The following is a 26,020-nucleotide window of genomic DNA, read 5'->3' as shown; positions in this document are numbered from 1 at the left end:
CGTACCCCACCGCTCCTAAACATAGCCCACCCCAAAGGATGGGCCCTGAAGTCTCCCAGCAGGCGTCATCACCATAACTTCTGCAATGGAACATTACGGAGATCAGACCCAAAATTGTGAGTGCACACCACCAGTAGGCTAGCGTCACGAGTGCGTAGCCGAGCGGTGTGATCCGCTTCATTTCAAAGTTTCGACATCTTTAGGCTCATCATGCCGGACTTAATCGGGCATCCCGCTTTCTTCCCGCGCGGCGGCGAAGAAGAAGCGGGAACCCGGATTAAATCCGGGGTGACGAGGGTGGGGGCGAATTTCACTCCGCCGCCTCCAGCTCAACCTTGACCTCGGCCTGCATCGGCACGACGCCCAACTTCGTAAACAACGCCGCGTCGGCATTGTCGCCCGCATTCGCCGTTGTCAGCAGCTTGTCCCCGGTGAAGATGCTGTTCGCGCCTGCCATGAAGCAGAGCGCCTGACAGGCCTCGCTCATGCTCTCGCGCCCGGCAGAGAGCCGCACCATGCTTTCCGGCATCACGATCCGTGCGACCGCGACCGTGCGGACGAACTCGATCTCGTCGATCTTCGCGAGCGGCGTGTCGGCCAGCATATTGCCCAGCACCGTGCCCTTGACCGGAACCAGCGCGTTGATCGGCACGCTTTCGGGATGGCGGGGCAAAACGGCCAGCGCGTGCAGGAAGCCGACGCGATCCTCGCGCGTCTCGCCCATGCCCACGATGCCGCCGCTGCACACGTTAATACCTGAATTACGGACATTTTCGAGCGTTACCAGCCGGTCGTCGAAGGTCCGCGTGGTGATGACCTTCTCATAATGTTCGGGCGAAGTGTCGATATTGTGGTTGTAATAATCGAGGCCGGCGTCGGCCAGCATGTCCGCCTGGCTTTCGCTCAGCATCCCCAGCGTCATGCAGGTTTCCATGCCCATCTGGCGCACGCCCTTCACCATCTCGACGATGGCGGGCATGTCCCGATCCTTGGGATTGCGCCAGGCCGCGCCCATGCAAAAGCGCGAGCTGCCCGCATCCTTGGCCTGCGCCGCCGCCTGCATGACCGCCTGCACGCTCATCAGCTTTTCGGCCTTGAGGCCGCTTTCGGCATGGGCGGACTGGTTGCAATAGCCGCAATCCTCCGGGCAGCCGCCGGTCTTGATCGACAGCAAAGTGGACAACTGCACCTGATTGTGCGGGAAGTTGGCGCGATGGATCGACTGCGCATCGAACATCAGGTCGTTGAAAGGCAGGTCGAACAGCGCGGCGATTTCCTCGCGCGTCCAGTCGGTGCGAGGAGTTCCCCCTTCCCGTTCGGTTCGAGCTTGTCCAGAACCCTGTGCAGCCGTTCTCGACAAGCTCGAACCGAACGGAGATGGGGTTTCGGGGCTATTCATCACGCGGCTTCCTCCAGCGGGGGCATGTTGTGGCCAAGGAGGCGCAACACATCGGCGGCGCACTCCACGACATTGGAGCCAGGGCCATAAATGCCCTGGACGCCCGCGTCACGGAGGAAGTCATAATCCTGCGGCGGGATGACGCCGCCCGCAATCACCTTGATATCGCTGCGGCCCTGCTCGCGCAGCTTGGCGATCAGTTCGGGGATCAAGGTCTTGTGCCCGGCGGCCAGGCTGGAGGCGCCAACCACATCGACGCCACTATCCAGCGCCAGCACTACCGTTTCCTCCGGCGTCTGGAACAGTGGCCCGGACACCACGTCAAAGCCCATATCGCCAAAAGCCGATGCAATGATGTTGGCGCCCCGGTCGTGTCCATCCTGGCCCATCTTCGCAACGAGAAGCTTGGGCCTTCGACCGAGGCGCCGTTCGACGGCCTGCACGCCGTCGAGAACCTGTTGCCAGCGGCTGTCATCCTTGTACGGCGCGCCATAGACGCCTTTCACAGGCGTCGGCTGCGTGCCGTAGCGCTGGAAGCTGTCCTCCATGGCGGAGGAGATTTCGCCCAGCGTCGCGCGGGCGCGGGCGGCTTCGACCGCATGAGCGAGCAGATTATTCTCGATATTCTGAGGGCCGGCCGCCGCCGCGCGCAGGGCGTCGAGCGCCGCCTCACAGGCCGCTTCGTCACGGTCTGCCTTGACGCGATTGATGCGGGCGATCTGCGCTTCGCGCACCTTGCTATTGTCGACTTCCAGCGTCTCCAGCAGGTCTTCGTTGGCACGGCGATATTTGTTGACGCCGACGATCACATCCTCACCGCGATCGACGCGGGCCTGCCGCGCAGCCGCTGCCGTCTCGATCATCGCCTTGGGCCAGCCGGCGGCGACCGCCTTGGCCATGCCGCCCTCGTTTTCGACCCGATCAATGATCTCCTGCGCGGCGTCCACCAGCTGCTGGGTCAGCGCCTCGACATAATAGCTGCCGCCCAGCGGATCGACGACATTGCACATGCCGGTTTCTTCCTGAATCACCAACTGGGTATTGCGGGCGATACGGGCGGAAAAGTCGGTTGGCAGGGCGATCGCCTCATCCAGCGCATTGGTGTGCAGGGACTGGGTGCCGCCCAGCATCGCGGCCATCGCCTCAATGGTGGTCCGCATGACGTTGTTATAGGGATCCTGCTCGGTCAGGGACACGCCCGACGTCTGGCAGTGGGTGCGCAGCATCTTGGATCGCTCCTGCTGCGCGCCAAGCTGCGTCATCGCCCGATGCCATAGGACTCGCGCCGCCCGCAGCTTGGCGATTTCCATGAAGAAATTCATGCCGATGGCGAAGAAGAAGGACAGCCGCCCGGCAAACTTGTCGATGTCGAGGCCCGACGCCACGCCATATTTCACATATTCGATGCCGTCGGCGATGGTGAAGGCCAGCTCCTGCACCTGCGTCGCGCCGGCCTCCTGCATATGATAGCCGGAAATGGAGATGCTGTTGAACTTGGGCATCTCGCGCGACGTATAGCCGAAAATGTCGCTGATGATCCGCATCGAGGGTTCGGGCGGGTAGATATAGGTGTTGCGGACCATGAACTCCTTGAGGATGTCGTTCTGGATGGTTCCGTCGAGCAGCGCGCGATCGACGCCCTGCTCTTCGCCCGCGACGATGAAGAACGCCAATATCGGGATCACCGCGCCGTTCATCGTCATGCTGACCGACATCTTGTCGAGCGGAATGCCGTCGAACAGGATCTTCATATCCTCCACGCTGTCGATCGCCACGCCGGCCTTGCCGACGTCGCCCGTCACGCGGGGATGGTCGCTGTCATAGCCCCGGTGCGTCGCCAGGTCGAACGCGACAGACAGCCCTTTCTGACCCGCAGCCAGGTTGCGGCGATAGAAGGCGTTGGATTCTTCGGCGGTCGAAAAACCGGCATATTGGCGGATGGTCCAGGGTCGCCCGGCATACATGGACGCGCGCACGCCCCGCGTGAAAGGCGCGAAGCCGGGCAAACCGGGATCCACGCTGACATCGTCGGCCGTGTAAAGCGGCTTCACTGTGATCCCTTCCGGGGTCTCCCAGTTCAGGTCCTTGCCCTTCACCTCCTTGGCGGCAGCGGCGGCCCATTGATCCAGCGTCGGCTTCTCGGTCATGCAATTTCCGTCCCTGTCACCAACCTCCGTTCGGTTCGAGCTTGTCGAGAACCTTTCTCGACGGACGCTTCTCAACTGTGCTCGAAGCTGCTCGAAACGAACGGGTTTCAGTTTTCAATGCGCCTCTTTGGGCGTCTCCATAATCTCGGTCAGCACCCCGTTCATGTCCTTGGGGTGCACGAAAAAGATGGGCGTGCCATGTGCGCCGATGCGCGGTTCGCCCAGTATCTTCTTGCCCAGCCTTTCAAACCAGGCCTTCGCTTCCATGATGTCGGGCACTTCATAGCACATATGATGCTGCCCGCCGGCCGGGTTCTTGGCCAGAAACCCATGGATCGGGCTGGCCTCACCCAAAGGTTCGATCAGTTCGATCTGCGTGCCCGCAGTGCCATTTTCTCCCGGCGTATCGACGAAACAGACCTTGACGCCCTGCGCCGGCAAATCGAACGGGTCATGCGCCAGTGTTGCCCCCATGACGTCGCGATAATAAGCGAGGCTCGCGTCCAGCGAAGGCGTCGCCACCCCGATATGGTTCAGCCGGCCCAGTTTCACGCCACCGCCTCAATCACCATGGCGATGCCCTGCCCGCCGCCGATGCACATGGTGATCAGCGCATGGCGGCCACCGGTCCGTTTCAGCTCATAGGCGGCCTTGATCGTCAGGATCGCGCCGGTCGCCCCGATCGGATGCCCGAGCGAAATGCCCGACCCATTGGGATTTGTCTTGGCCGGGTCGAAGCCCAGTTCCTTGGCAACGCCGCAGGCCTGCGCAGCGAAGGCCTCGTTGCTTTCAATCACGTCCATCTGGTCGAGCGTCAGGCCGGCGCGGGCGAGCGCGACCGGAACCGCTTTCACCGGGCCAAGTCCCATCACGCTGGGTTCAACGCCCGCGTGGCCCCAGGCGATGATCCGGGCGAGCGGCTTCAGGCCCTTTTCCGCGACGGCCTTCCCGCTGGCCAGCACGACAGCGCCCGCACCGTCATTGATGCCCGATGCGTTGCCCGCCGTTACTGTGCCGTCTTTCTTGAACACGGGCCGAAGGCCGCCCATTCCCTCCAACGATGCGTCCGCGCGGACATGCTCGTCGGTGTCGAAGATGGTGACGCCCTTGCGCGTCTTGATTTCGACCGGAACGATCTGCTCCTTGAAATAGCCTGCCGCAATGGCAGCCGCGGCGCGCTTGTGGCTTTCCACCGCCACGGCATCCTGCTCCTCGCGGCTGATGCCGCAGCGTTCGGCGACATTTTCCGCCGTCACACCCATATGGATATTCTCGAACGGATCGTGCAGCGCGCCAAGCATGGCGTCGACCATCTCGATATTGCCCATCTTCTGCCCATTGCGCGCAGACAGCACCATATGCGGGGCATTGGACATGGACTCGGCCCCGCCAGCTACAGCAACATCATGCTCGCCCAGCGCAATCGCCTGCGCCGCCGACACGATGGCCTGAAGCCCCGAACCACACAGCCGATTGACGTTCATCGCCGGCGCATCGGTCGGTATGCCCGCGTTCACCGCCGCGACGCGGCTGACATAGGCGTCCTTGGGCTGGGTCGGAACCACCGTGCCGATGACGACATTCTGCACATCGGCCCCGGTAATACCCGCCCGGTCGATCGCTTCCCTGATGACGATGGCGCCCAGTTCGGCTGGCCGGAAAGACGCCAGCGCCCCACCGAACGTCCCGATCGCCGTGCGCGCACCAGCGACGATGAAAATATCCTGTCCGTTGCTCATAAAATCCACTCCGCCGGTTACGATACCGCTTACAGCGGGATATTGTCGTGCTTCTTCCAGGGGTTTTCCAACTGCTTGTTCCGCAGCTTGCGCAGCCCCAACGCGATGCGCTTGCGGGTCGAATGCGGCTGAATCACCTCGTCGATGAAGCCCTTGCTCGCCGCCACGAAGGGGTTGGCGAAGCGGTCTTCATATTCCTTCGTCCGCTCGGCAATCTCCTCAGGCGTCTTGCCGCGGAAGATGATCTCCACCGCGCCCTTGGCACCCATCACCGCGATTTCCGCGGTCGGCCAGGCATAGTTGAGGTCGCCGCGCAGATGCTTGGAACTCATGACGTCATAGGCACCGCCATAGGCCTTGCGCGTGATGACCGTGATCTTGGGCACAGTCGCTTCAGCATAGGCGAACAGCAGCTTGGCGCCATGTTTGATGATGCCGTTGAGTTCCTGCGCGGTGCCCGGCAGGAATCCCGGCACGTCCACGAACGTCACGATCGGAATTTCGAACGCATCGCAAAAGCGTACGAAGCGCCCCGCCTTCTTCGCCGAGTTGATGTCGAGCACGCCCGCCAGCACCATCGGCTGGTTGGCGATTATGCCCACCGTCTTCCCCTCGATCCGGCCGAAGCCGCACAGGATATTGCCCGCATGGGCCGGCTGAACTTCAAAGAAGTCACCCTCGTCCACCACTTTGCGGATCAGTTCATGCATGTCGTAGGGCTGGTTGGCGTTGGCCGGGATCAGCGTGTCGAGGCTGTGTTCGATCCGGTCCCACGGGTCCGCGCTGGGTCGTTCAGGCACAGGATCGCGGTTCGACGCAGGCAGGAAATCGACGAAGTCTCGGACCGCCAGCAGCGCTTCGATATCATTTTCGAACGCCACGTCCGCCACGCCTGACTTGGTCGTATGCGTCACCGCGCCGCCCAGTTCTTCCTGCGTGACCACTTCGTTGGTGACGGTCTTGACCACATCGGGGCCGGTCACGAACATGAAGCTGCTATCCTTCACCATGAAGATGAAGTCCGTCATAGCAGGCGAATAGACCGCGCCGCCCGCGCACGGTCCCATGATGACGCTGATCTGCGGGACCACGCCCGACGCCAGCACATTGCGCTGGAAAATCTCTGCATAGCCGCCCAGCGATGCCACGCCCTCCTGGATGCGCGCGCCACCGCTGTCGTTCAGGCCGATCACGGGCGCGCCGACCTTCATCGCCATATCCATGATCTTGCAGATTTTCATCGCGTGCCGTTCCGACACCGCGCCGCCATAGACGGTGAAATCCTGGCTGAAGAGGAAGACCAGCCGCCCGTTTACGGTACCTGAGCCGGTAACGACGCCGTCGCCCGGCACATGCGCTTCGTCCATGCCGAAATCGACGCAATTATGCTCGACATACATGTCGATCTCTTCAAAGCTGCCTTCATCCAGAAGCACTTCGATCCGCTCCCGCGCGGTCAGCTTGCCCTTGGCGTGCTGCGCGTCGATGCGGCGCTGACCGCCGCCCAGCCGAGCGGCGTCGCGCTTGGCTTCCAACTGTTCAATGATGGCGAGCTTCGACATGGTGGGCATCTCTCCGAAAGCGGCTCAGACAGGTTGGCGTCCCTCCTAGACAGCGCGGCCGCGTCTTCGCAAATGCGAATTTGCCAATTTGCAAATCACGACTTCGCAAATTAAGGCAGTCAGATGGCACGCGGCAACCGTATCTTCGCAGGTCCTCGCCTGCGCCAGCTTCGCCTGGACCATCGCATGGACCAGGCGACGATGGCGCAGGCGCTGGGCATATCCGTATCCTATCTCAGTCAGCTTGAGAATGACGACCGGCCGCTGACGGCAAAGGTCAAGGCCGCGGTCGCCAGCGCCTTCCCGACGGACTGGGCGAGCTTCGACAGCCGGGAGGAGGAGCAATTGCTGGGCGCCTTCACCTATGCGCTCGCCCACCCAGAACTGCCCGGCACGCTGATGGAGCCCGAACGCATCGAGAAGCTGCACTTGCAATTTCCCGAATTCGCAGCTCGCTATGTCGATCTTTATAACGCCCATATGCGCGCCAATGAACGGATCAACATGATCGAGGAGGCGATCGCCAACGATCATGAGATCCAGGCGCGCCTCCCCTGGGAAGCGGCGCGCGACTGGTTTCACGAATCCGGCAATTACGTCCATGTACTCGACTGCCTGGCGGAGGATATGGCCGACAGCTTCTCGGCGGGCCAGGTGCTGGACGAAGGGATGCTGGTCGAAGCGCTGGCCCGCCGCCACGGCATCGAAACATTGATCGCCGAAACGCCCGACAGCGCCCTGCGCGCCTATCGCGCCGCCGATCGCCGGCTGTTCATCAACGCCGCGCTGCCGACCGAAAGCCGCAAGTTCATGCTGGGGCATCAGTTGATGATGCTGGAGGGTCAGGCGGTGATCGCCGATGTCGTGGAAAAGGCAGCTTTGCCCGTGCCGGGTGCTGACCGGCTGCTGGCGATCGGCCTTGGCAATTACGCCGCTGGCGCGCTGCTGATGCCCTATGCCGCTTTCCGGGAAGCCGCGCGGACGATGCGGCATGATATCGACCGGCTCGCCCGCACCTTCGGCGTCAGTTTCGAACAGGCCTGCCACCGCTTGTCGACGCTACAACGGCCGGGGCTGCGCGGCATCCCTTTCTTCTTCTGCCGGGTCGACATGGCCGGCAACATCACCAAGCGGCATAGCGCCACCCGGCTGCAATTCGCCCGCTTTGGCGGCGCCTGTCCGCTCTGGAACGTCCATGAGGCCGTAGCGGTGCCCGACCGGATCAACGTCCAGCTTGGCGAAACGCCCGACGGCGTCCGCTACGTGTCCATGGCAAAAGGCCTGGTAAAGCCATCGGGCAGCTACAAGCGGACGCCGCGCCGCTACGCCGTGGTGCTGGGATGCGAAGTGACGCATGCCGCGAATTTCGTCTACGCCGACGGCCTGCATTTGCAGGAGGAAGGCGCTGCGACCCCGATCGGCATCACCTGCCGCCTGTGCCCGCGCCAGAGCTGCGACCAGCGTGCCTTCCCGCCGGCCGACCGGCCGATCCATGTCGATCCAGACAATCGTCAGATCGTGCCTTACTGGATCGGTTGACGCGCCCGGTTCAGCCGCCGCGTCCATCCTTGTGCAACTTCGCCCACAGGTCGGCCGTCCCTGCCTCCTGCGCGCGCGTCGTAAATTGCGCGGCGACGAGCCATCCCTTGATCGGACGCAGCGGCAGGACGGTTGTCAGGATTACCACCGGCAGGCCGACGGCCAGATGCACCCACCATGGCGGCCGCGCCATGATCTCCAGCATCAGGATGAAGATGACGCCGGGGACGCAGGCAAACAGCTGGACAAAGACCGCCGGCCCATCTGCCGGGTCGGCGAAGCTATAATCCAGCCCGCACACCTCGCAATGGTCGCGGATCGTCAGGAAACCGCGAAAAATATGTCCTTCTCCGCAGCGCGGGCAACGGCCGAGCGCACCGGTCTCATAGGCCGGTCGCTTCTTCCAGCGCCCGCCATGCGCGTCGGTCCAGAACGCCTCGTCCGGTTCGATATCCTGCTGTGCCATGATCTTTCTATCGCCTACGCCAGCGTTCCTGTCGATGGCGCCATTTGTCCAAGGCTGGCCTTTGTCCGCGCAAGGCGCTATCGGCGCGTCCATCACCCCGATCTAATAAGGCAGTCAAATGGGTTTTCGTTGCGGTATCGTCGGTCTTCCCAATGTGGGCAAGTCCACCCTGTTCAATGCGCTCACGGAAACGCAGGCGGCGCAGGCGGCGAACTATCCCTTTTGCACCATCGAACCCAATGAAGGCCGCGTCGCGGTGCCCGACGATCGGCTTCAAACCATCGCCAAGATCGGCGGCAGCGCCAAGATCATCGAGACGCAGCTCAGCTTCGTCGATATCGCGGGATTGGTGCGCGGCGCGTCCAAGGGCGAAGGCCTTGGCAACCAGTTCCTCGCCAATATCCGCGAAGTCGATGCCATCGTCCACGTCCTGCGCTGTTTTGAAGATGACGACATTACCCATGTCGAGGGCAAGGTCGATCCGATTGCCGACGCCGACACGGTCGAAACCGAACTGATGCTCGCCGACCTTGAAAGCCTGGAAAAGCGCGTGCCCAATCTCGCCAAGAAGGCGGCGCAGGGCGACAAGGAAGCGAAAGCCGCAGCTTCGGTGCTGGGCCAGGCGCTCGAACTGCTGCGCGACGGCAAGCCCGCGCGGCTGACGGTGCCGCGCGACCCGGAGGAAGAACGTCTGTTCGCGCAGGCGCAATTGCTGACATCCAAGCCCGTCCTCTATGTCTGCAATGTCGAGGAAGAAAGCGCGGCTACCGGCAACGTCCATTCGGCCCGCGTGTTTGAAAAGGCAGCAGCTGAAAATGCCAAGGCGGTGATCGTGTCGGCCGCGATCGAGGCCGAACTCGTGACCATGCCGGTCGAAGAACGCGCCGAATATCTCGAAGCGCTCGGTCTCACCGAAGCCGGCCTCGCCCGCATCATCCGCGCCGGCTACGAGCTGCTCGGCCTCATCACCTTCTTCACCGTGGGTCCCAAGGAAGCACGCGCCTGGACGGTCGCCAAGGGCAGCAAGGCGCCCCAGGCTGCCGGCGCGATTCACACCGATTTCGAAAAAGGCTTCATCCGCGCCGAAACCATGGCCTATGCCGACTATGTCCAATATAAGGGCGAGGCGGGCGCCAAGGAAGCGGGCAAGTGGCGCTCCGAAGGCAAGGATTATGTCACCCAGGACGGCGATATCATGCTGTTCCGCTTCAACGTGTGATCTATCCGCCGCCGCGAAGTTGGATATCCCGGTTTCAGCGGAACATGCGTTTAACGAAACGATGCCGCTGAAATTCGCCTTCCCGCCCAGCGTCGATGCCGCGACCCGCGTGCTGGTCCTTGGCAGTTTGCCGGGTGATGCGTCGATCCGGCAGGGCGAATATTATGCCCATCGCGGCAACGCCTTCTGGCACCTGATCGGCGATGTCGTTGGTGAAAATCTACGTGCGCAACCCTATGCCATGCGCCTGAAGCGCCTGCGCGCCCATCATGTGGGCCTGTGGGACGTGATGGAAAGCGCGCAGCGCGAAGGCAGTCTCGACAGCCGGATTCGCCAGGCCGATCTGCGCAACCTCGCCGATTTCGTTGAGCATCTGCCCGACCTTCGCGCCATCGCCTTCAACGGCAAAACCGCTGCCCTGCACGGCCGCAGGCAATTGACGGATCGCCCCGGCATTACGCTCCTCGATCTCCCCTCTACATCGGGCGCCTATGCCAGTCTTTCACGGGAAGCGAAGCGGGAGCGGTGGATGGCCCTGCGCGATCATCTGGTCTGATAGGATTTGCTGATCTGACCGGGCTGGGACAATCGGTCACTTTACCGTCATATCCTTGCTGCTAAGCGCGACGCACAATTCTCGATAATCAAATAGAGTCGCCATGCTTCGTCTTTCCCTCCTTGCCCCTGCCCTCTTTTGCCTCGGCGCATGCGCCACGGTTCCCGCGCAGCCTGGCGCTACTGTGGCGGCAGCGGAACAGCGCGCACCCGTCACCATATTGGTGTCGATCGACGGCTTCCGTTCCGACTATCTTGCGCGTGGAGTCACGCCGCATCTTGCCGCGCTCGCCGCTGATGGCGTCCAGGCGTCCATGCGCCCCTCTTTCCCGACAAAGACCTTCCCCAATCATTGGGCGATCGTGACGGGAGACAGGCCCGACCGAAACGGCATCGTCGCCAACAGCATGGAGGACGCGAGCCGCCCGGACGAAAAATTCACCATGGCGAGCGATGATCCCTATTGGTGGAATGAGGCAGAGCCGATCTGGGTAACGGCGGAAAAGGCAGGAGTGCGCACCGCCACCATGTTCTGGCCCGGCTCCAACGTTCCCTGGGGCGGCACGAAGGAGCAGGGCTGGCCCTACACCATCACCGGTGGCACGCGCCCCAGCGACTGGGCGCAGTTCAACCAGGCGATCAATGGCGGGCAGCGGGTCAACATGGTGCTCGACGTGCTGCGCCGTCCAGTCGCTATCCGCCCCAATTTCGTGACACTCTACTTCGATACCGTGGATACCGCCGGGCATATCTATGGCCCCGATGCGCCGGAAACGACGAGCGCGCTGACAGAGGTAGACGCCCGCGTCGGCGATCTGATCGAGGGACTGAAGGCGATGGGCCAGCCAGCGAACCTCGTCATCGTGGCGGACCATGGCATGGCGGCCAATTCCAGCGATCGCGTGGTGGCGCTCGACAGGGTGGCCAATCCCGCGGATTATCGCGTCGTCGAAAGCGGCCCCTATGCGACCCTGGCGGCGCTGCCCGGCCATGAAAAAGCGCTGGAGGCTGCGTTATTGAAGCCCCATCCCCATATGCAATGCTGGCGCAAAAGCGAGATTCCCGCCCGTTTCCATTATGGCACGCACCGCCGCATTCCGCCCTATTTCTGCCTCGGGCAGACCGGCTGGGAAGTGCAGGCTACCGCGCCGAAAAAGGCCGTGACGGGCGGCAACCATGGCTGGGACGATCAGGCGCCTGACATGCAGGCGCTGTTTATCGCCAACGGCCCCGCCTTCGTGAAAGGCGCGAAGCCCGCTCCCGGTTTCACCAATGTCGATGTCTATCCAATGCTCGCGCGGCTGATCGGGGTTACGCCCCGACCCTCCGACGGCAATCCCGCCGCCCTTTCGGGCATCGTTGCGCAATAAAGGAGCAATCATGTTCACCCGCCGCCAGCTTCTGACCGCCGCCTCCGCCACGCCGCTGATCGGCGCCCCCGCCATCGTCCGGGCGCAAAGCTGGTTTGCCGGCTATCCTTTCGCGCTGGGGGTTACGTCCGGCGACCCTGCCCCCGATGGCTTCGTCATCTGGACCAAATTGGCGCCCAAGCCGTTCGAAGCGCATGGCGGCATGCCGATGGTGGCGCTGCCGGTCGCATGGGAAGTGGCGAGCGACGATCGCTTCAAGACCATCGTCGCAAAAGGCGAAGCGACTGCGCGGCCGGAACTGGGCCACAGCGTCCATGTCGAAGTCACCGGGCTTCAGCCCGACCGGCCCTATTGGTATCGCTTCACGCTGGGGAGCGACCGGTCGATGCGCGGCCGCGCGCGGACGTTGCCGCTAGCGTCTGCTAGCCCCCCGCGCCTGAAATTCGGCGTTGCTGGATGCCAGAATTACGAGGATGGGTATTTCACCGCCTTCCGTCACTTGGCGAAGGAGGATGATCTCGCCTTCGTCTATCATTATGGCGATTTCATCTATGAATATAAGCAGCGCGGGCCGGATTATGACAAGGATGGCTTGCCCGTCGACCAGGTACGCCACCATGTCGGGCAGGATTGTTTCGATCTGGCCGACTATCGACTGCGCTACGCCCAGTATCTGAGTGATTATGATCTTCAGGCCGCGCGCGCCCAGCATAGCTGGTTTCCGACCTTCGATGATCATGAAATCCAGAATAACTGGGTCGGTGACATTGACGGCCGCGACCAGTCGCCCGCAGAGATATTCCGTTTGCGCCGTCAGGCCGGGCTTCAGGCTTGGTATGAATATATGCCTGTCCGCGCTGCAATGCTGCCGCGCAACGGCATCATCACCGACATGTATCGGGAGGCGCGCTTTGGCGACCTTCTTGCCGTCGATTTTCTCGACACCCGCTCCTTCCGCAGCGACCAGCCCTGCGGCGACGGCTTCAAACCCTATTGCGCAGCCATGGATGACGCGAAGGCTCAGATTCTCTCGCCCGAGGAGGAAGGCTGGCTGACGCGCAACCTGACCCGCGGCAAGACGCAATGGAATTGCCTGGCGCAGCAAGTGATGATGATGTCGCTCGATCGTCGGCGCTATGCCGATGAAAAGGAGCCCATCTACAATATGGACACATGGGCGGCCTATCGCGTGCCACGCGACCGGCTGCTCGCAAAAATGCGCGGTCTCGACAATGTCGTGGTGCTGACTGGGGACGAGCATCAAAATTATGCCGGTGTGCTGGAAAGCGGCGACAAGCCAGTGGCGGTGGAATTTGTATCAACGTCCATTTCCTCGGGCGGTGACGGATCGGACCTGCGCGCTGGCAGCGACATGCTGCTGCGGGATAATTCGCAGCTCAAATTCATCAATGACCAACGCGGCTATCTTGTCTGTGATGTGACGCCCGATGCATGGACCACGCAATTCCGCGTGATGGATCGGGTTTCCTCAGCAGGCGGCAGCATCGCCACCCGCGCCAGCATCACGGTGCCGCACGGACAACCCTCGCTGACAATCGCCTGACATTGACGTAAACGGAAACTGGTCTTACGCCATTGTCAACAAGGAGACGGACGATGGCGCAGGACCTGCATTATTTCGAAGACCTGGAAATTGGCGACAGTTTCGAATTTGGCCCGCTTACCATTTCCCGCGAGGAAGTGATCGCCTTCGCGTCGGAATTCGACCCGCAGCCCTTTCACCTGTCCGACGAGGCAGCGGCACAAACCCATTTCGGCACCCTGTCCGCCAGCGGCTGGCACACCACCGCCCTGTTCATGAAGATGTTCGTTGCTGACATGCAGGCCAATCCCGCGCGCCAGGCGGCAAGCCTTGGCGCGATGGGCGTCGATGAACTACGCTGGCTTCGTCCTGTCCGCCCGGGCGATACGCTGCGCGGCATAACAGAGGTGATCGACAAAAAGGCATCGCTCACACGTCCGGAGATGGGCATCGTCCGCAACAAGGTGACGATCTTCAACCAGCATGACGAACCGGTGATGACGATGATCCCCATCGCCATGTGGCGCACCCGCCCGACCTGAACCGGCTGCTATTTTCGTCCGAACAGTTTTTCGATGTCGCCATGGCCCAGCTTGACCCAGGTGGGGCGGCCGTGATTGCACTGACCTGACCGGGGCGTGACCTCCATCTCGCGCAGCAGGGCGTTCATTTCGGCGACGCTCAGCACCCTGCCGGCGCGCACCGATCCGTGGCACGCCATCGTCGCGGCCACCAGATCAAGCCGTTCTTTCAGCGACAGGGCGCTGTCATAGGCCGCCAGATCATCGGCCAGATCCGTGACCAACCCCTGCACATCGGATTGGCCCAGCATCGCCGGCGCGGCACGCACCAGCATCGCTGACGGGCCAAAGCGCTCCAGTTCCAACCCAAATTCGCGCAATTCGCCAGCGCGCGCCTCCAGCCGGTCGCAGGCCGGTTCGTCCAGTTCAACCACCTCGGGCAGCAGCAGCGCTTGCGAGGCCACACCCTGCCCCTCCATCGCCCGCCGCATCCGCTCCAGCGTCAGCCGTTCATGCGCGGCATGTTGATCGACAATGACAAGCCCATCCTCCGCCTCGGCAACGATATAGGTCCGCGCCACCTGCCCCCGCGCCACCCCCAGGGGAAAACTCGCGCCTTCGGGCGCGGGCGCGGCGGCCGGTTCCGCGCGCGCCTGCGGCGGCGGTGCCTGAAAGGAGGCGCGGCGATCGGCGACAGTCTGGAACGACGGGTTGTAGCTGACAGGCTGTCCGGCCGCCTCGAATATCGGCATCGCCCCGATCGGCGTAGGAGACACCGGTTCCGGGCGCCAGGCCGAAAGCCCGGCCGGATCCGCATGCTGCACCGCACGAAACCCCTCCGCATCCAGAGCGCGCCGCAAGCCGGACACAATCATGCCCCGGATCAGCGCAGGATCGCGAAAGCGCACTTCGGTCTTGGCCGGATGCACATTCACGTCCACCTCGTGCGCGGGCACATCGAGAAACAAGGCGACAACCGGATGCCGGTCGCGCGCCAGCATGTCGGCATAAGCCCCCCGCAGCGCGCCGATCAGCAGCCGGTCCTTCACCGGCCGGCCGTTGACGAACAGATATTGATGATCGCCCACGCCACGATTGCACGTGGGCAATGAGGCGACCCCGGACAGACGAATGCCCTCCCGCTCCAGGCTGACGATGACATGATTGTCGGCCAGTTGGCGATCGGTCAGGGCCGCCACCCTCTCCTCGCGCGCCTCGCCCTCCTGCACGCCCAGCACCCGCCGACCGTCATGCTCGACGGAAAAGGCCACGGCGGGATGCGCCATCGCGAGCCGCCGGATGCAGTTGAGGCAGGCGGCATATTCGGCCTTGGGCGACCGCAGGAACTTGCGACGCGCAGGCACCTTGGCGAAAAGCTGCTCCACGGTGATGCGCGTGCCGGGCGGCAGTGCTGCCGGGCCTTCCGCCACCAATTGGCCGTTGTCCACCGTGCGGTTCCATCCATCCGCGCCGCGCGGGCGGCTATCGATCGACAGCCGCGCTACGCTGGCGATCGAGGGCAGCGCTTCGCCACGGAAGCCCAGCGTCGCTACATTCTCGATCGCATCGTCGGGCAGCTTCGATGTCGCATGGCGCTCCAGGGCCAGCGCCATTTCACCCGAATCCATGCCGCAGCCATCGTCGATCACTTCGATGCGGTCCAAGCCGCCATTGGACAATCGCACCGCAATGCGATGCGCGCCCGCATCCAGCGCATTTTCGACGATTTCCTTCAGCGCGCTAGCGGGTCTTTCGACCACTTCACCGGCAGCGATACGATTGACCAGATGTTCAGGCAGACGGCGTATTGACATTGATTAGTGACTAGCCCAAGCGAGCGCTCTCCGCGAGCCGCGAACCCAAATTTTTTGCACCGCAAGGGGCAAGGACGACGGGCAAGCGGCCGAGCGAACCGTAATCCGACCGGTCCCTTTTGCCTCGCGGGGACGGCGGGCGAAACAGGATAAGGCATGTCGATCTTTTCGCGTCTCTTGAAATTCTCCTCTCAGGATATGGCCATCGACCTCGGCACCGCGAACACGGTCGTCTATGTGCGCGGCCGCGGCATCGTGCTTAACGAACCCTCGGTTGTCGCGGTCGAAACGCTGAACGGCGTCAAACGCGTCAAGGCTGTGGGCGAAGACGCCAAGCTGATGATGGGCAAGACCCCGGATTCGATCGAGGCCATCCGTCCGCTGCGCGACGGCGTCATTGCCGACATCGACGTCGCCGAACAGATGATCAAGCATTTCATCACCAAGGTGCATGGCGGCAAGCACAGCCCCTGGCGCGCGCCGGAAATCGTGATCTGCGTGCCATCGGGTTCGACCAGCGTCGAACGTCGCGCGATCCGCGACGCCGCCAGCAACGCCGGCGCGAGCCAGGTTTTCCTGATCGAAGAGCCGATGGCCGCCGCGATCGGCGCCGACATGCCCGTCACCGAACCGATCGGTTCGATGGTAGTCGATATTGGCGGCGGCACGACCGAAGTCGCCGTTCTGTCGCTCCGCGGCCTTGCCTACACCACGTCGGTCCGCGTCGGCGGCGACAAGATGGACGAAGCGATCGTGTCGTTCGTGCGCCGTCACCATAATCTGCTGATCGGCGAAGCCACGGCGGAGCGGATCAAGAAGCAGTTCGGCGTCGCGCAGCCGCCCGAAGACGGCGTCGGTGAAACGATCCACATCAAGGGTCGCGACCTCGTCAACGGCGTGCCCAAGGAAATCTCGATCAACCAGGGCCAGATTGCCGACGCGCTCGCAGAACCGATCAGCACCATCGTCGAAGGCGTGCGGATCGCTTTGGAAAACACTGCGCCTGAACTGGCGGCCGATATCGTTGATCAGGGCATCGTCCTGACCGGCGGCGGTGCCTTGCTCAAGGGGCTGGACGATGAACTGCGCGACGAAACGGGCCTGCCCGTCACCATCGCGGAAGATCCGCTGACCTGCGTTGCGATCGGCACTGGCCGTGCGATGGAGGATCCGATCTTCCGGGGCGTGCTCCAGACCGCCTGATTGAAGGGGACCGCACATGGCGCGGCCACCCAGCCGCCGCCCCGGCATCAACCGGAAGGCGCAATATAGCCTGTTTGCAAGCTATGTCGTCGCGGTTGTCGGCGCGGTCGCGGGCCTGCTGCTGGTCGTGATCGCGATTTTCGATCCGACTGGCTTTGCCGGCCTGCGCACGGTGACAGCAGAAGTCACGCGGCCCATCTCGGTTGGGCTCAAGAATATGGTAAGCGGCATCAGCTCGGTTGATGAAGTGCTCGCCGCCTATTGGCGCGCGGGCTCTCAAAATGTCTCCCTGCGCCGCCAGGTCGAAGCCGATCGCAACCGCATCATCGAAGCGCGCGCCATCGCGCAGGAAAATGCGCGGCTCAAACGACTGTTGAAGCTGGTGGATGAGGATCAGAGCGATCTGCTGACTGCCCGCCTCATCAGTTCCAGTTCGGGCAGCACCCGTCGCTTCGCCCGCCTCAATGCCGGGCGCTGGCAGGGGGTCCGCCCCGGCATGCCCGTGCGCGCGGCTGAAGGGCTGGTTGGCAGGATCGACAGCACGACGCCCAACACATCGGAAGTTTTACTGCTGACCGACACGGGGAACATCGTTCCCGTTCGCCGCGCCAACGACAGCGTTCCCGCCATTTCTACCGGGGGCGGTGACGGGTCGCTGGAAATTCGTGCTTTGTCGGCCGGTCGCAACCCGTTCAAGCCCGGCGACCTGCTGGTGACGTCCGGCATCGGCGGCATTTATCAACCCAATATTCCTGTCGCGGTCGTTGTCCGGGTTCAGGGCGAAATCGCCTGGGGCTTTCCGCTCGCCAACCCCTCGCGCATCGACGCGGTCGTCGTCGAACGCGCCTTCGAAGAGGTCGTCACGCGGCAGGATCCGGCCGTCACACCAGCCGAGGAAACGCCTTCCGGCAACGCGAGCGCGCCGTGATCGACCCGCATCTCCACCACGTCCCCCGGCTGGGACGCCATCCGGGCCGGTTTCGCCTGGCCGGCACGCCCGTCATCGTGGTCATGCTGGGCTCCTCTCTTACCGCGCTCCCGTTCGTCGCCCAGTCGCCGGTCCTGCCGCCCTTTGGTCTGCTGCTGCTGCTCGCCTGGCGTTTGCTCCGCCCCGAATTGTGGCGGGCATGGATTGGGCTGCCGCTCGGCTTGTTCGACGATCTGATGAGCGGGCAGCCCATCGGATCGGCCATGTTCCTGTGGACCATCACGCTGATCGGTGTCGATGCGTTCGAACATCGGCTGGTCTGGCGCAGTTACCGGCAGGACTGGCTAATTGCCTGTCTTGCCATTATCTTCTGTCTCATTGGTGGATGGTTCTTCGCCCGGGTCACGGGCGGGGGTCGCATAGAATTGCTTTTGGTCGCGCCGCAGATGCTCTGGTCGATGCTGCTTTTTCCCTTCATAGTCCGGCAGTGCGCACGGATCGATCGCTGGCGCGTCATGGCATGACGTTTCTCAAGTCCAAGCGCAAATCCGTTACCGAAGCCAGCCAGACCTTCACCTTTACCCGCCGCGCGATGGTGGTGGGTGGTCTGCAAGGCGCGATCGGCGCGATGCTGATCGGCCGGATGGCCTGGATCAGCGTCGCGGAAAATGAGCATTATACCGCGCTTTCCGAAAGCAACCGCGTCAACCTGACGCTCATCCCGCCCAGGCGGGGCTGGATCCTGGACCGGCATGGCAAGCCGCTGGCGAACAATCGTACGGATTTCCGCGTAGACCTCATCCCCCAGCGGATGGTCGATGCAGACGGCACGATCCGCCATCTCGCGCAACTCCTCAGCTTGGAATCGGATGAGGTCGATCGCATCCGCGACGAACTGGAAAAGTCGGCCGGCTTTCGCCCGGTGCAGGTCGCCGACAAGCTGACCTATGATCAGTTCGCCGCCGTCAGTGTGCGCCTGCCCGACCTGCCCGGTGTCGCGCCCAGCCAGGGCTTTTCGCGCTATTACCCAGCCGGAGCGACGGTCGGTCATCTGCTGGGCTATGTCGGTGCCGCCACGGCCGAAGAATATAAGGAGCGCAAGGACCCGCTCCTCATCACCCCCGGCTTCAAGGTCGGCAAGGACGGGCTGGAAAAAGCGTTCGACCGGCATCTGACGGGCAAGCCCGGCGCAAAGCGGGTCGAAGTTACCGCGCGCGGCAAGATCGTGCGCGAACTCACCACCCGACCCGACACGCCGGGCCGCTCGATCAAGCTCACCATTGACGCTGGCCTTCAGGAATATGCCGGCCGCCGCCTGGCGACGCAGAGCGGCGCCGTCGTCGTGCTGGATTGTCAGAATGGCGACGTGCTGGCCATGGCGTCCATGCCCAGTTTCGATCCCAACAGCTTTTCCGACGGCATCAGCCACCTCGAATGGAATATGCTTTCGCAAGACGATCATGTTCCATTGCGCAACAAGACCTTGCAGGGCCTCTATCCGCCCGGCTCCACCGTCAAGCCGATGGTGGCGCTGGCGCTGCTGGAAGCAGGCGTGGGGCCGCAGGAGACGATCAGTTGCGGCGGGGCGATCCGGGTCGGCAACACGCTTTTCCACTGTCACAAAAGGCGCGGCCATGGCCCGCTCAACATGCGCGGGGCGATCGCACAGAGCTGCGACATTTATTTCTACCAGATGGCCCAGCGGATCGGGATGGACCGCATTGCCAACATGGCCCATCGCGTCGGCATGGGGCAGCGCTTCGACCTTCCTTTTCCCAGCCAGAGTTACGGCACGGTGCCAGACCCCGCGTGGAAGGAACGGAAATATAATCAGAAATGGCAGGTTTATGACACGGTGAATGCCACCATCGGTCAGGGCTACATGCTGATCAACCCGCTGCAAATGGCGGTGATGGCGGCGCGGCTGGCGACCGGTCGGCAACTGATGCCCAATTTCCTTTACGATGCGCCGCGCCCGGACCCCGCGCTGGTCGGCGCTAGCGAAGAGCATCTGGTCATCATTCGCGATGCGATGAGCGCGGTCGTCAATGGCGGGGGAACCGGGGGCGCGGCGCGCATGAACATCCCGAATGTCCTCATCGCGGGCAAGACCGGCACGGCGCAGGTGCGGCGCATCACCATGGCGGAACGGGCCGGCGGCGTTCGCGGCAACAGTTCGCTCGCGTTCAAGCTGCGCGATCATGCCCTGTTCCAGGGTTTTGCGCCCTTCGACAAGCCGCGCTATGCGGTGGGATGCATCATCGAACATGGCGGCCACCTGATCCGCAATGAGGACGCGCCCATGATCGCCAGCGATACACTGTCCTATCTTTTCGATCCCGAGCGGGCGATGGAAAAGCTGGTCACTCTGGAAAAGGGCTGGGGCGGAACACCGGCCGAACGGCAAAATCGTCAGATGGCCGCCTTTCGCATGGCCGAAGCGATCCGCAAGGGCGAAGTGCCGCCACCCGAAGCCGCCAACGCGTCCAATGCGTCCGATACCGCCAATGCCTCTGCTCCCGCGCCCGACAATGGCAGCGACGCGGCCGACGCCCCATGAGCATCATTCCGCAATCCTTGACGCAGTTTCCTTGGCGCGTGCTGGCGTTATTGCTGGCAATCGCCGGCTTCGGCACTCTCGTTCTCTATAGTTCCGCGGGCGGCAGCATTTTCCCCTGGGCCGCCAATCAGGCGGTTCGCTTCTGCATCTTCACCGTCATGGCGCTGGTGCTCAGCCGCATCCCGGTTGAGGTCTTTGCTCGCTACACCTTTCCCGCCTATGGGGCGATTCTGGTCGCTCTGGTGCTGGTCGAACTGATCGGGGGCGTCAGGGGCGGCAGTCAGCGATGGATCAACCTTGGGTTCATGCAGCTACAGCCGTCCGAATTCATGAAGCCGGTCATTGTCCTGACAGTCGCGCGTTTCTATGCGCTGCTGCCTGTCGGCGAAATCCGACGATGGAACGCGATCTGGCCCGCACTGGTGCTGATCGGCTTGCCCTGGGCGCTGGTGCTGGTGCAGCCTGACCTTGGCACCGCAACGATGATCGCGGCGGGCGGCGTCACCGTCATGTTTCTTGCCGGGCTGCCGCTGCGACTGTTCATCGGTTCGGGCCTGACCGTCGCTGCGGCCATCCCTATCGCCTTCAGCTTTCTGCACGATTATCAGCAAAAGCGGGTGCTGATCTTCCTCGATCCCGAAAGCGATCCGCTGGGCGCAGGTTATCATATCAGCCAGTCGAAAATCGCGATCGGGTCAGGCGGCATCTGGGGCAAGGGATTCCTGCAAGGCACGCAAAGTCACCTCGATTATCTGCCCGAAGGCCATACCGATTTCGTGTTCGCCACCATGGCCGAAGAATGGGGATTGTTGGGGGGCGTGCTGATGATCGGCGCGTTCTTGCTCCTGTTCCGCTGGGGCCTGCGCGTCTCCATGCGGACACAGGACAAATTCGCGCGGATGGCGGCGGCCGGCCTTACCACCACCATCTTCTTCTATGTGGCGATCAATCTCATGATGGTGATGGGCTTGGCGCCAGTGGTCGGCATTCCCCTCCCCTTCATGTCCTACGGCGGATCATCGATGCTGACCGTGATGCTGTGCATCGGCATCATCATGGCCATTGACCGGTCGGGCAAACGGCAGCGGCGGCCCGGCGACTGGGCCTGATCGCGACTTCGGCAAAAAATCGCGACAAGCTGCAAATAGGGGTTTGCAAAACGAGCCGCCGCTGCTAGCAGTCCGCCCACTTCGGAACGCTGGCCCGATCGGCCGCCCCGGATGGACGCATAGCTCAGTTGGTAGAGCAGCTGACTCTTAATCAGCGGGTCCTAGGTTCGAGCCCTAGTGCGTCCACCATTCTTTTCATCTCACTGGCTATCGATCTCGCCCGATGCGGTTGCGGATGCTTCTCCTTACAACGGCATCTGATAGCGCGCAGTGAGCCCCCCTGTCTGCATTTGCCATGATGATGGGCGCGAATGTGGATTCGATTAGCCCATGCCCGACGGCGTTGTCACACGTCACCCATGGAAAAAATCATAAACCTGCTGCGCCACGGCCTTCGACACGCCGGGGGCCTTGGCCAAATCTTCCAGGGCGGCGTCGCGGACGGCGCGGGCGGTGCCGAAGTGCATCAACAGGGCCTTCTTGCGCGCGGGACCGATGCCGGGGACCTCGTCCAGCGAGCTGACGGTGATCGCCTTGCTGCGCTTGGCGCGGTGGGCGCCGATGGCGAAGCGGTGGGCTTCGTCGCGCAGGCGCTGAAGGTAGAACAGCACAGGGTGGTTCAGGGGAAAGGTGATTTCACGGCCGTCCATCAGGTGGAACACCTCGCGCCCTTCGCGGCCATGATGCGGCCCCTTGGCAACGCCGATCATGCACACATCCTCGATCCCCAGATCCTCCAATATGCCGCGCGCAGCAGATAGCTGCCCCTTGCCGCCGTCGATCAGCACCAGGTCGGGCCATTCGCCGCTGTCGCGATCCGGATCCTCGCGCGCGGCGCGACCGAACCGCCGCTCGAACATTTCGCGCATCATCGCAAAATCGTCGTTGCTGATCTCCGGATTCTTCATGTTGAACTTGCGATAGGCGTTCTTGCGGAATCCCTCCGGTCCGGCAACGACCATCGCGCCCAACGCATGCGCGCCCTGAATATGGCTGTTGTCGTAGATTTCGATGCGGTCCGGCACACCCTCCAGCCCGAAGGTTTCGACCATCTCGTCAAGAATGCGGCCCTGGCTGGTGGTTTCCGCCAGCCGCCTGTCGAGCGCCTCCACCGCATTGCGTTGCGCCTGCTTGATAAGACGGGTGCGCTCACCCCGCTGCGGCACTTCGATGCGCACCTTGCCGCCCGCGCGCTCCGACAACGCCAGCGCCATCAGTTCGCATTCGGCAGGCTGCCGGTCGGCCAGGATCAGGCGGGGCGGCGGCACTTCCTCATAAAATTGCGCCATGAAGCTTTCGAGCACCTCCTCCGTCGCGACATCGGCGGTATGGACAGGGAAGAAGCTGCGATGGCCCCAATTCTGGCCGCCGCGAATGAAAAAGGCCTGGATGCACATCGCCCCGCCCTTTTCCGCCAGCGCGAAAATGTCGGCGTCGCCCAGCCCTTCCGCATTGATCGCCTGGCTGCCCTGGATGAAGGTCAGCGCCTTCAGCCGATCCCGGATCACCGCTGCCTGTTCGAAATCCATAGCGTCCGACGCCTGCTGCATCGCCGCGCCCAGCTTCTTCTGGACGGCCGTAGACTTGCCGCCCAGGAAATCCTGCGCATCGCGTACCAATTCGGCATAGCCCGCCTCGTCGATCCGGTCGACGCAGGGGGCCGAACAACGCTTGATCTGATAGAGCAGGCAGGGGCGCGAGCGATTGGCGAAGAAACTATCGGTGCAGGACCGCAGCAGGAACAGCTTTTGCAACGCGTTGATCGTGCGCGTCACCGACCCGGCGCTGGCGAAGGGGCCATAATAGCGCCCCTGATATTTGCGCGCGCCACGATGCTTCTGCACGCGGGGAAAGGCATGATCGTCGCGCAGCAGAATGAATGGGAAGCTTTTGTCGTCGCGCAGCAGGACATTATAGGGCGGGCGATATCGCTTGATGAGCTGCGCCTCCAGCAACAGCGCCTCGGCCTCGCTGTTGGTGGTGACGATGGTCATGCTGCGGGTCTGGGCGACCATGCGTTGCAGCCGCTTGGGCAGGCGATCGACCTGCGTATAGTTGGCGACACGGTTTTTCAGCGCGCGCGCCTTGCCGACATAGAGCACATCCCCGCGCGCGTCGTGCATGCGATAAACGCCAGGCCGGATCGGCAGCGTCTTGAGGACGGTGCGGATCGCCTCCACCCCCGCGTCGATATCCGGCTGGCTGCCGGTGACGGTGTAGGTGGCCTTGTCTTCGTGGAAACGATCGGGGGATTGGGGACCGGACATCAGGGGACAGATAGCGTTCCCGTCCTGTTTCGCAATGGCGGGCGTGACGATCGCCCGGCCTGCTGCCTTATCTCAGTCCTCGACGATCCGCAGCAACTTGCGTTCGACGGGCGCCAGCACATTATGCAGGTCGGACCCGCGTTTCAGAATCGCGCCGCCTTCCCCCACCAGCGCCCACATGCCCTGGCGGTTGCGCAGCGCCGGCCGCTTTTCGATACGATATTCCGGGCGTTCCGCGGAGCGGCGAAAGGCGCTGAAAATCGCGGCATCGCGCCCCATGTCCATCGCATAGTCGCGCCAATGGCCAGCCGCGACCATCCGGCCATACAGGTCCATGATCCGTTGCAGTTCCGGCCGCTCAAAACCGACCTGGCCGGAAGTCGCGGCGGGAAACGGCGTCACATTGGTCATCAGGCGCGGTCACGGTCCTTGAACAGCGTATCGGCGTCGGGCAACTGCGGGGTCTGCCGCTCGGCCATCAATTGCGCCAACCGTTTCTGCAATTGCTCGACCTCGCACTGGAGCATTTCCAGCTTCTGCTTTTCCGGGTCGAAACAGTCGGAACAGGGCGTGCCATAGGGCACGAAGTCGCGCTGATAGGCGGTAACGTCAACCAGCATCTGCCGCGCCGGGATGCCCACCATGGTCGCGCCGTCGGGCACATTCTTGGTCACGACGGCGTTGGCACCGACCCGCGCCCGCGCGCCGACCTGCACTGGCCCGAGCACCTGCGCGCCCGATCCGACGATGACGCCGTCTTGCAGCGTCGGATGCCGCTTACCCGCAATGCCGTTGGCCGGATCGGTCCCGCCCAGCGTGACATTCTGATAGAGCGTGACATCGTCGCCAATCTCCGCCGTCTCGCCGATCACGGTAAAGCCATGGTCGATGAAGAAGCGCTTGCCGATCCGCGCGCCGGGATGAATGTCGTTGCCTGTCAGGAAACGGGCGATGTGATTGACCAAGCGCGCCAGAAAGAACAGCCGCGCGCGATACAGCCGGTGGGCCACCCGGTGAAAGGCAAGCGACCAGACGCCCGGATATAGCAGTATTTCGGCGCGGGATCGAGGCGCGGGATCGCGCGCCTTCACCGAATCGATATAGCTAATAAGATTGCGCAGCATCCCGCGTCCCTGAAATCCTGAACCCAATGACGGCCAACATAGGCCTCCCGCAGCGCTTTTTCCAGACCAACCCCATGGCCGGACATTCCCGCCGAAAAGAGGTGCTTGCTTTGATTTGGGAGATATGCCTATCAATGTAGTAGACAATCAAACCCAAGGACGACGGATGATTGACGCATTGCTGGCCAATTCTGGCGAAATCCTGCCTTTCATCCTCATCGGTTTCGGCGCCCAGATGATCGACGGAGCCCTGGGCATGGCCTATGGGGTCATTTCCAGCACCTTGTTGCTGGCCATGGGCGTGCCGCCCAGCCGCGCTTCGGCAAGTGTCCATGCCGCCGAAACCTTCACCACCGGCGTATCTGCGATCAGCCATATCCTGCACGGCAATGTCGACTGGCGGCTGTTCGCGCGGCTGATCATCCCCGGTGTCGTCGGCGGTGTGGCGGGCGCCTATCTGCTCTCGAACATCGACGGATCGGTCATCAAGCCGTTCGTCCAGATCTATCTGGCGGCGATCGGCCTCTATCTTATCTGGCGCGGCTTCCATCTGCCGCCCAAGCCGCGCGATCCCAAATGGGTGACGCCGCTGGGGCTGGCCGGCGGCTTCATGGATGCGACCGGCGGTGGCGGCTGGGGGCCGATTGTGACGTCCAACCTGCTGCTGCAAGGGTCCAGCCCGCGCCACACCATCGGCACGGTCAACAGCGTCGAATTCATCCTGACGCTGTCAATCAGCCTCACCTTTCTGTTCCATCTGGGGTGGGAGACATTCACGACCTACACCGTGGGCCTGCTGATCGGCGGCGTGGTGGCCGCGCCGTTCGGCGCGATGCTGGCGCGGCGGATCGCCCCGCGCTTCCTGTTCTCGGCCGTGGGCGTGATCCTGACCATCACATCGGCGTTCGGCATCGGCAAATGGCTTGGATTTATCGGGTAGGCCGCTTATATTCGG

General features: G+C 62.9%; 22 protein-coding genes and 1 tRNA gene. 13 read left to right on the top strand and 10 right to left on the bottom strand.

Translation table 11 applies throughout. From position 1 onward, the window contains the following. Nucleotides 1-310: 310 nt before the first annotated feature. From bioB to SKA58_RS06530, 5 genes are all read right to left on the bottom strand, one after another. On the bottom strand, nucleotides 311-1,399 hold the full coding sequence (bioB, locus tag SKA58_RS06550; protein WP_232209374.1) for a biotin synthase BioB: 1,089 nt from the start codon (nucleotides 1,397-1,399) through the stop codon (nucleotides 311-313). Next, a complete protein-coding gene (gene scpA, locus SKA58_RS06545; protein WP_009821598.1) occupies nucleotides 1,399-3,546 on the bottom strand; it encodes a methylmalonyl-CoA mutase in 2,148 nt (715 codons plus the stop codon). Before scpA ends, bioB begins: the two co-directional genes overlap by 1 nt. Before the next feature lie 114 nt (nucleotides 3,547-3,660). Continuing rightward, a complete protein-coding gene (gene mce / locus SKA58_RS06540; protein ID WP_009821597.1) occupies nucleotides 3,661-4,098 on the bottom strand; it encodes a methylmalonyl-CoA epimerase in 438 nt (145 codons plus the stop codon). Next, nucleotides 4,095-5,285, bottom strand: coding sequence for an acetyl-CoA C-acyltransferase family protein (locus SKA58_RS06535; RefSeq protein WP_009821596.1), 1,191 nt, complete (start codon nucleotides 5,283-5,285; stop codon nucleotides 4,095-4,097). The genes mce and SKA58_RS06535 overlap by 4 nt, the downstream gene beginning before the upstream one ends. A gap of 29 nt (nucleotides 5,286-5,314) precedes the next feature. Further along, on the bottom strand, nucleotides 5,315-6,847 hold the full coding sequence (locus SKA58_RS06530) for an acyl-CoA carboxylase subunit beta (protein WP_037542684.1): 1,533 nt from the start codon (nucleotides 6,845-6,847) through the stop codon (nucleotides 5,315-5,317). 123 nt (nucleotides 6,848-6,970) lie between these two features. On the opposite strand from SKA58_RS06530, the gene SKA58_RS06525 reads away from it, so the two are divergent. Further along, entirely contained in the window at nucleotides 6,971-8,386 is a 1,416-nt protein-coding gene (locus SKA58_RS06525; RefSeq protein WP_009821594.1) for a helix-turn-helix domain-containing protein, read from the top strand. 10 nt (nucleotides 8,387-8,396) lie between these two features. Here SKA58_RS06525 and SKA58_RS06520 read toward each other — a convergent pair whose 3' ends face one another. Beyond that, nucleotides 8,397-8,852: a DUF983 domain-containing protein gene (locus SKA58_RS06520; RefSeq protein WP_050763015.1), complete on the bottom strand. Its 456-nt coding sequence runs from the start codon at nucleotides 8,850-8,852 to the stop codon at nucleotides 8,397-8,399. A 118-nt stretch (nucleotides 8,853-8,970) separates the two neighbouring features. Between SKA58_RS06520 and ychF the strand changes: the two genes are divergently transcribed. The 5 genes from ychF to SKA58_RS06495 all read left to right on the top strand — a co-directional run bounded on the left by ychF (nucleotide 8,971) and on the right by SKA58_RS06495 (nucleotide 14,081). Beyond that, on the top strand, nucleotides 8,971-10,071 hold the full coding sequence (ychF, locus tag SKA58_RS06515; RefSeq protein WP_009821592.1) for a redox-regulated ATPase YchF: 1,101 nt from the start codon (nucleotides 8,971-8,973) through the stop codon (nucleotides 10,069-10,071). Nucleotides 10,072-10,132: 61 nt separating this feature from the next. After that, complete coding sequence (locus tag SKA58_RS06510) at nucleotides 10,133-10,627, top strand: DNA-deoxyinosine glycosylase (RefSeq protein ID WP_009821591.1); 495 nt, start codon at nucleotides 10,133-10,135, stop codon at nucleotides 10,625-10,627. A gap of 103 nt (nucleotides 10,628-10,730) precedes the next feature. Next, a complete protein-coding gene (locus SKA58_RS06505) occupies nucleotides 10,731-11,996 on the top strand; it encodes an alkaline phosphatase family protein (RefSeq protein ID WP_037542200.1) in 1,266 nt (421 codons plus the stop codon). Between the two features lie 10 nt (nucleotides 11,997-12,006). Continuing rightward, complete coding sequence (locus tag SKA58_RS06500) at nucleotides 12,007-13,560, top strand: alkaline phosphatase D family protein (protein ID WP_009821589.1); 1,554 nt, start codon at nucleotides 12,007-12,009, stop codon at nucleotides 13,558-13,560. A 53-nt stretch (nucleotides 13,561-13,613) separates the two neighbouring features. Continuing rightward, entirely contained in the window at nucleotides 13,614-14,081 is a 468-nt protein-coding gene (locus SKA58_RS06495; RefSeq protein ID WP_009821588.1) for a MaoC family dehydratase, read from the top strand. 8 nt (nucleotides 14,082-14,089) lie between these two features. On the opposite strand, the gene mutL is transcribed toward SKA58_RS06495, so the two are convergent. Then, complete coding sequence (gene mutL / locus SKA58_RS06490) at nucleotides 14,090-15,874, bottom strand: DNA mismatch repair endonuclease MutL (protein ID WP_009821587.1); 1,785 nt, start codon at nucleotides 15,872-15,874, stop codon at nucleotides 14,090-14,092. 156 nt (nucleotides 15,875-16,030) lie between these two features. On the opposite strand from mutL, the gene SKA58_RS06485 reads away from it, so the two are divergent. The 6 genes from SKA58_RS06485 (at nucleotide 16,031) to SKA58_RS06460 (ending at nucleotide 21,863) form a co-directional block, all read left to right on the top strand. Next, nucleotides 16,031-17,077, top strand: a complete 1,047-nt coding sequence (locus tag SKA58_RS06485; protein ID WP_009821586.1) for a rod shape-determining protein — start codon at nucleotides 16,031-16,033, stop codon at nucleotides 17,075-17,077. Between the two features lie 16 nt (nucleotides 17,078-17,093). Next, on the top strand, nucleotides 17,094-18,005 hold the full coding sequence (mreC, locus tag SKA58_RS06480) for a rod shape-determining protein MreC (RefSeq protein ID WP_009821585.1): 912 nt from the start codon (nucleotides 17,094-17,096) through the stop codon (nucleotides 18,003-18,005). After that, the gene (mreD, locus tag SKA58_RS06475; protein WP_009821584.1) at nucleotides 18,002-18,529 is read left to right on the top strand and encodes a rod shape-determining protein MreD; all 528 of its coding nucleotides are present in this window, start codon (nucleotides 18,002-18,004) and stop codon (nucleotides 18,527-18,529) included. The genes mreC and mreD overlap by 4 nt, the downstream gene beginning before the upstream one ends. Beyond that, the gene (mrdA, locus tag SKA58_RS06470; protein ID WP_037542680.1) at nucleotides 18,526-20,565 is read left to right on the top strand and encodes a penicillin-binding protein 2; all 2,040 of its coding nucleotides are present in this window, start codon (nucleotides 18,526-18,528) and stop codon (nucleotides 20,563-20,565) included. Before mreD ends, mrdA begins: the two co-directional genes overlap by 4 nt. Further along, the gene (rodA, locus tag SKA58_RS06465) at nucleotides 20,562-21,674 is read left to right on the top strand and encodes a rod shape-determining protein RodA (RefSeq protein WP_009821582.1); all 1,113 of its coding nucleotides are present in this window, start codon (nucleotides 20,562-20,564) and stop codon (nucleotides 21,672-21,674) included. The genes mrdA and rodA overlap by 4 nt, the downstream gene beginning before the upstream one ends. A gap of 113 nt (nucleotides 21,675-21,787) precedes the next feature. Then, nucleotides 21,788-21,863: transfer RNA gene (locus SKA58_RS06460), tRNA-Lys, on the top strand. 164 nt (nucleotides 21,864-22,027) lie between these two features. Here SKA58_RS06460 and uvrC read toward each other — a convergent pair. The 3 genes from uvrC to epsC form a co-directional block, all read right to left on the bottom strand. After that, nucleotides 22,028-23,941 carry an excinuclease ABC subunit UvrC gene (gene uvrC / locus SKA58_RS06455; protein WP_009821581.1) on the bottom strand — a complete coding sequence of 638 codons (1,914 nt, stop codon included), beginning with the start codon at nucleotides 23,939-23,941 and terminating at the stop codon, nucleotides 22,028-22,030. A 72-nt stretch (nucleotides 23,942-24,013) separates the two neighbouring features. Next, nucleotides 24,014-24,352, bottom strand: a complete 339-nt coding sequence (locus SKA58_RS06450) for a DUF2794 domain-containing protein (protein WP_009821580.1) — start codon at nucleotides 24,350-24,352, stop codon at nucleotides 24,014-24,016. Next, nucleotides 24,352-25,065: a serine O-acetyltransferase EpsC gene (gene epsC / locus SKA58_RS06445; RefSeq protein WP_009821579.1), complete on the bottom strand. Its 714-nt coding sequence runs from the start codon at nucleotides 25,063-25,065 to the stop codon at nucleotides 24,352-24,354. Before epsC ends, SKA58_RS06450 begins: the two co-directional genes overlap by 1 nt. A 166-nt stretch (nucleotides 25,066-25,231) precedes the next feature. On the opposite strand from epsC, the gene SKA58_RS06440 reads away from it, so the two are divergent. Continuing rightward, nucleotides 25,232-26,005 (top strand): sulfite exporter TauE/SafE family protein, encoded by a 774-nt coding sequence (locus SKA58_RS06440; protein WP_009821578.1) that lies wholly within the window; start codon nucleotides 25,232-25,234, stop codon nucleotides 26,003-26,005. Nucleotides 26,006-26,020: the final 15 nt, after the last annotated feature.

The sequence above is a fragment of the Sphingomonas sp. SKA58 genome (assembly GCF_000153545.1).
GTDB lineage: Bacteria > Pseudomonadota > Alphaproteobacteria > Sphingomonadales > Sphingomonadaceae > Sphingobium > Sphingobium soli.
This window is presented reverse-complemented; position numbering and strand designations above follow the sequence as displayed.

Coding starts and splice junctions, on each gene's coding strand:
- SKA58_RS06510 (WP_009821591.1), top strand. CDS start 10,133: ATGCCGCTGAAATTCGCCTTCCCGCCCAGCGTCGATGCCGCGACCCGC.
- SKA58_RS06440 (WP_009821578.1), top strand. CDS start 25,232: ATGATTGACGCATTGCTGGCCAATTCTGGCGAAATCCTGCCTTTCATC.
- SKA58_RS06505 (WP_037542200.1), top strand. CDS start 10,731: ATGCTTCGTCTTTCCCTCCTTGCCCCTGCCCTCTTTTGCCTCGGCGCA.
- rodA (WP_009821582.1), top strand. CDS start 20,562: ATGAGCATCATTCCGCAATCCTTGACGCAGTTTCCTTGGCGCGTGCTG.
- SKA58_RS06500 (WP_009821589.1), top strand. CDS start 12,007: ATGTTCACCCGCCGCCAGCTTCTGACCGCCGCCTCCGCCACGCCGCTG.
- SKA58_RS06535 (WP_009821596.1), bottom strand. CDS start 5,285: ATGAGCAACGGACAGGATATTTTCATCGTCGCTGGTGCGCGCACGGCG.
- SKA58_RS06530 (WP_037542684.1), bottom strand. CDS start 6,847: ATGTCGAAGCTCGCCATCATTGAACAGTTGGAAGCCAAGCGCGACGCC.
- ychF (WP_009821592.1), top strand. CDS start 8,971: ATGGGTTTTCGTTGCGGTATCGTCGGTCTTCCCAATGTGGGCAAGTCC.
- mrdA (WP_037542680.1), top strand. CDS start 18,526: ATGACGTTTCTCAAGTCCAAGCGCAAATCCGTTACCGAAGCCAGCCAG.
- SKA58_RS06485 (WP_009821586.1), top strand. CDS start 16,031: ATGTCGATCTTTTCGCGTCTCTTGAAATTCTCCTCTCAGGATATGGCC.
- SKA58_RS06495 (WP_009821588.1), top strand. CDS start 13,614: ATGGCGCAGGACCTGCATTATTTCGAAGACCTGGAAATTGGCGACAGT.
- bioB (WP_232209374.1), bottom strand. CDS start 1,399: ATGAATAGCCCCGAAACCCCATCTCCGTTCGGTTCGAGCTTGTCGAGA.
- epsC (WP_009821579.1), bottom strand. CDS start 25,065: ATGCTGCGCAATCTTATTAGCTATATCGATTCGGTGAAGGCGCGCGAT.
- uvrC (WP_009821581.1), bottom strand. CDS start 23,941: ATGTCCGGTCCCCAATCCCCCGATCGTTTCCACGAAGACAAGGCCACC.
- scpA (WP_009821598.1), bottom strand. CDS start 3,546: ATGACCGAGAAGCCGACGCTGGATCAATGGGCCGCCGCTGCCGCCAAG.
- SKA58_RS06520 (WP_050763015.1), bottom strand. CDS start 8,852: ATGGCACAGCAGGATATCGAACCGGACGAGGCGTTCTGGACCGACGCG.
- SKA58_RS06450 (WP_009821580.1), bottom strand. CDS start 24,352: ATGACCAATGTGACGCCGTTTCCCGCCGCGACTTCCGGCCAGGTCGGT.
- mutL (WP_009821587.1), bottom strand. CDS start 15,874: ATGTCAATACGCCGTCTGCCTGAACATCTGGTCAATCGTATCGCTGCC.
- SKA58_RS06525 (WP_009821594.1), top strand. CDS start 6,971: ATGGCACGCGGCAACCGTATCTTCGCAGGTCCTCGCCTGCGCCAGCTT.
- mreC (WP_009821585.1), top strand. CDS start 17,094: ATGGCGCGGCCACCCAGCCGCCGCCCCGGCATCAACCGGAAGGCGCAA.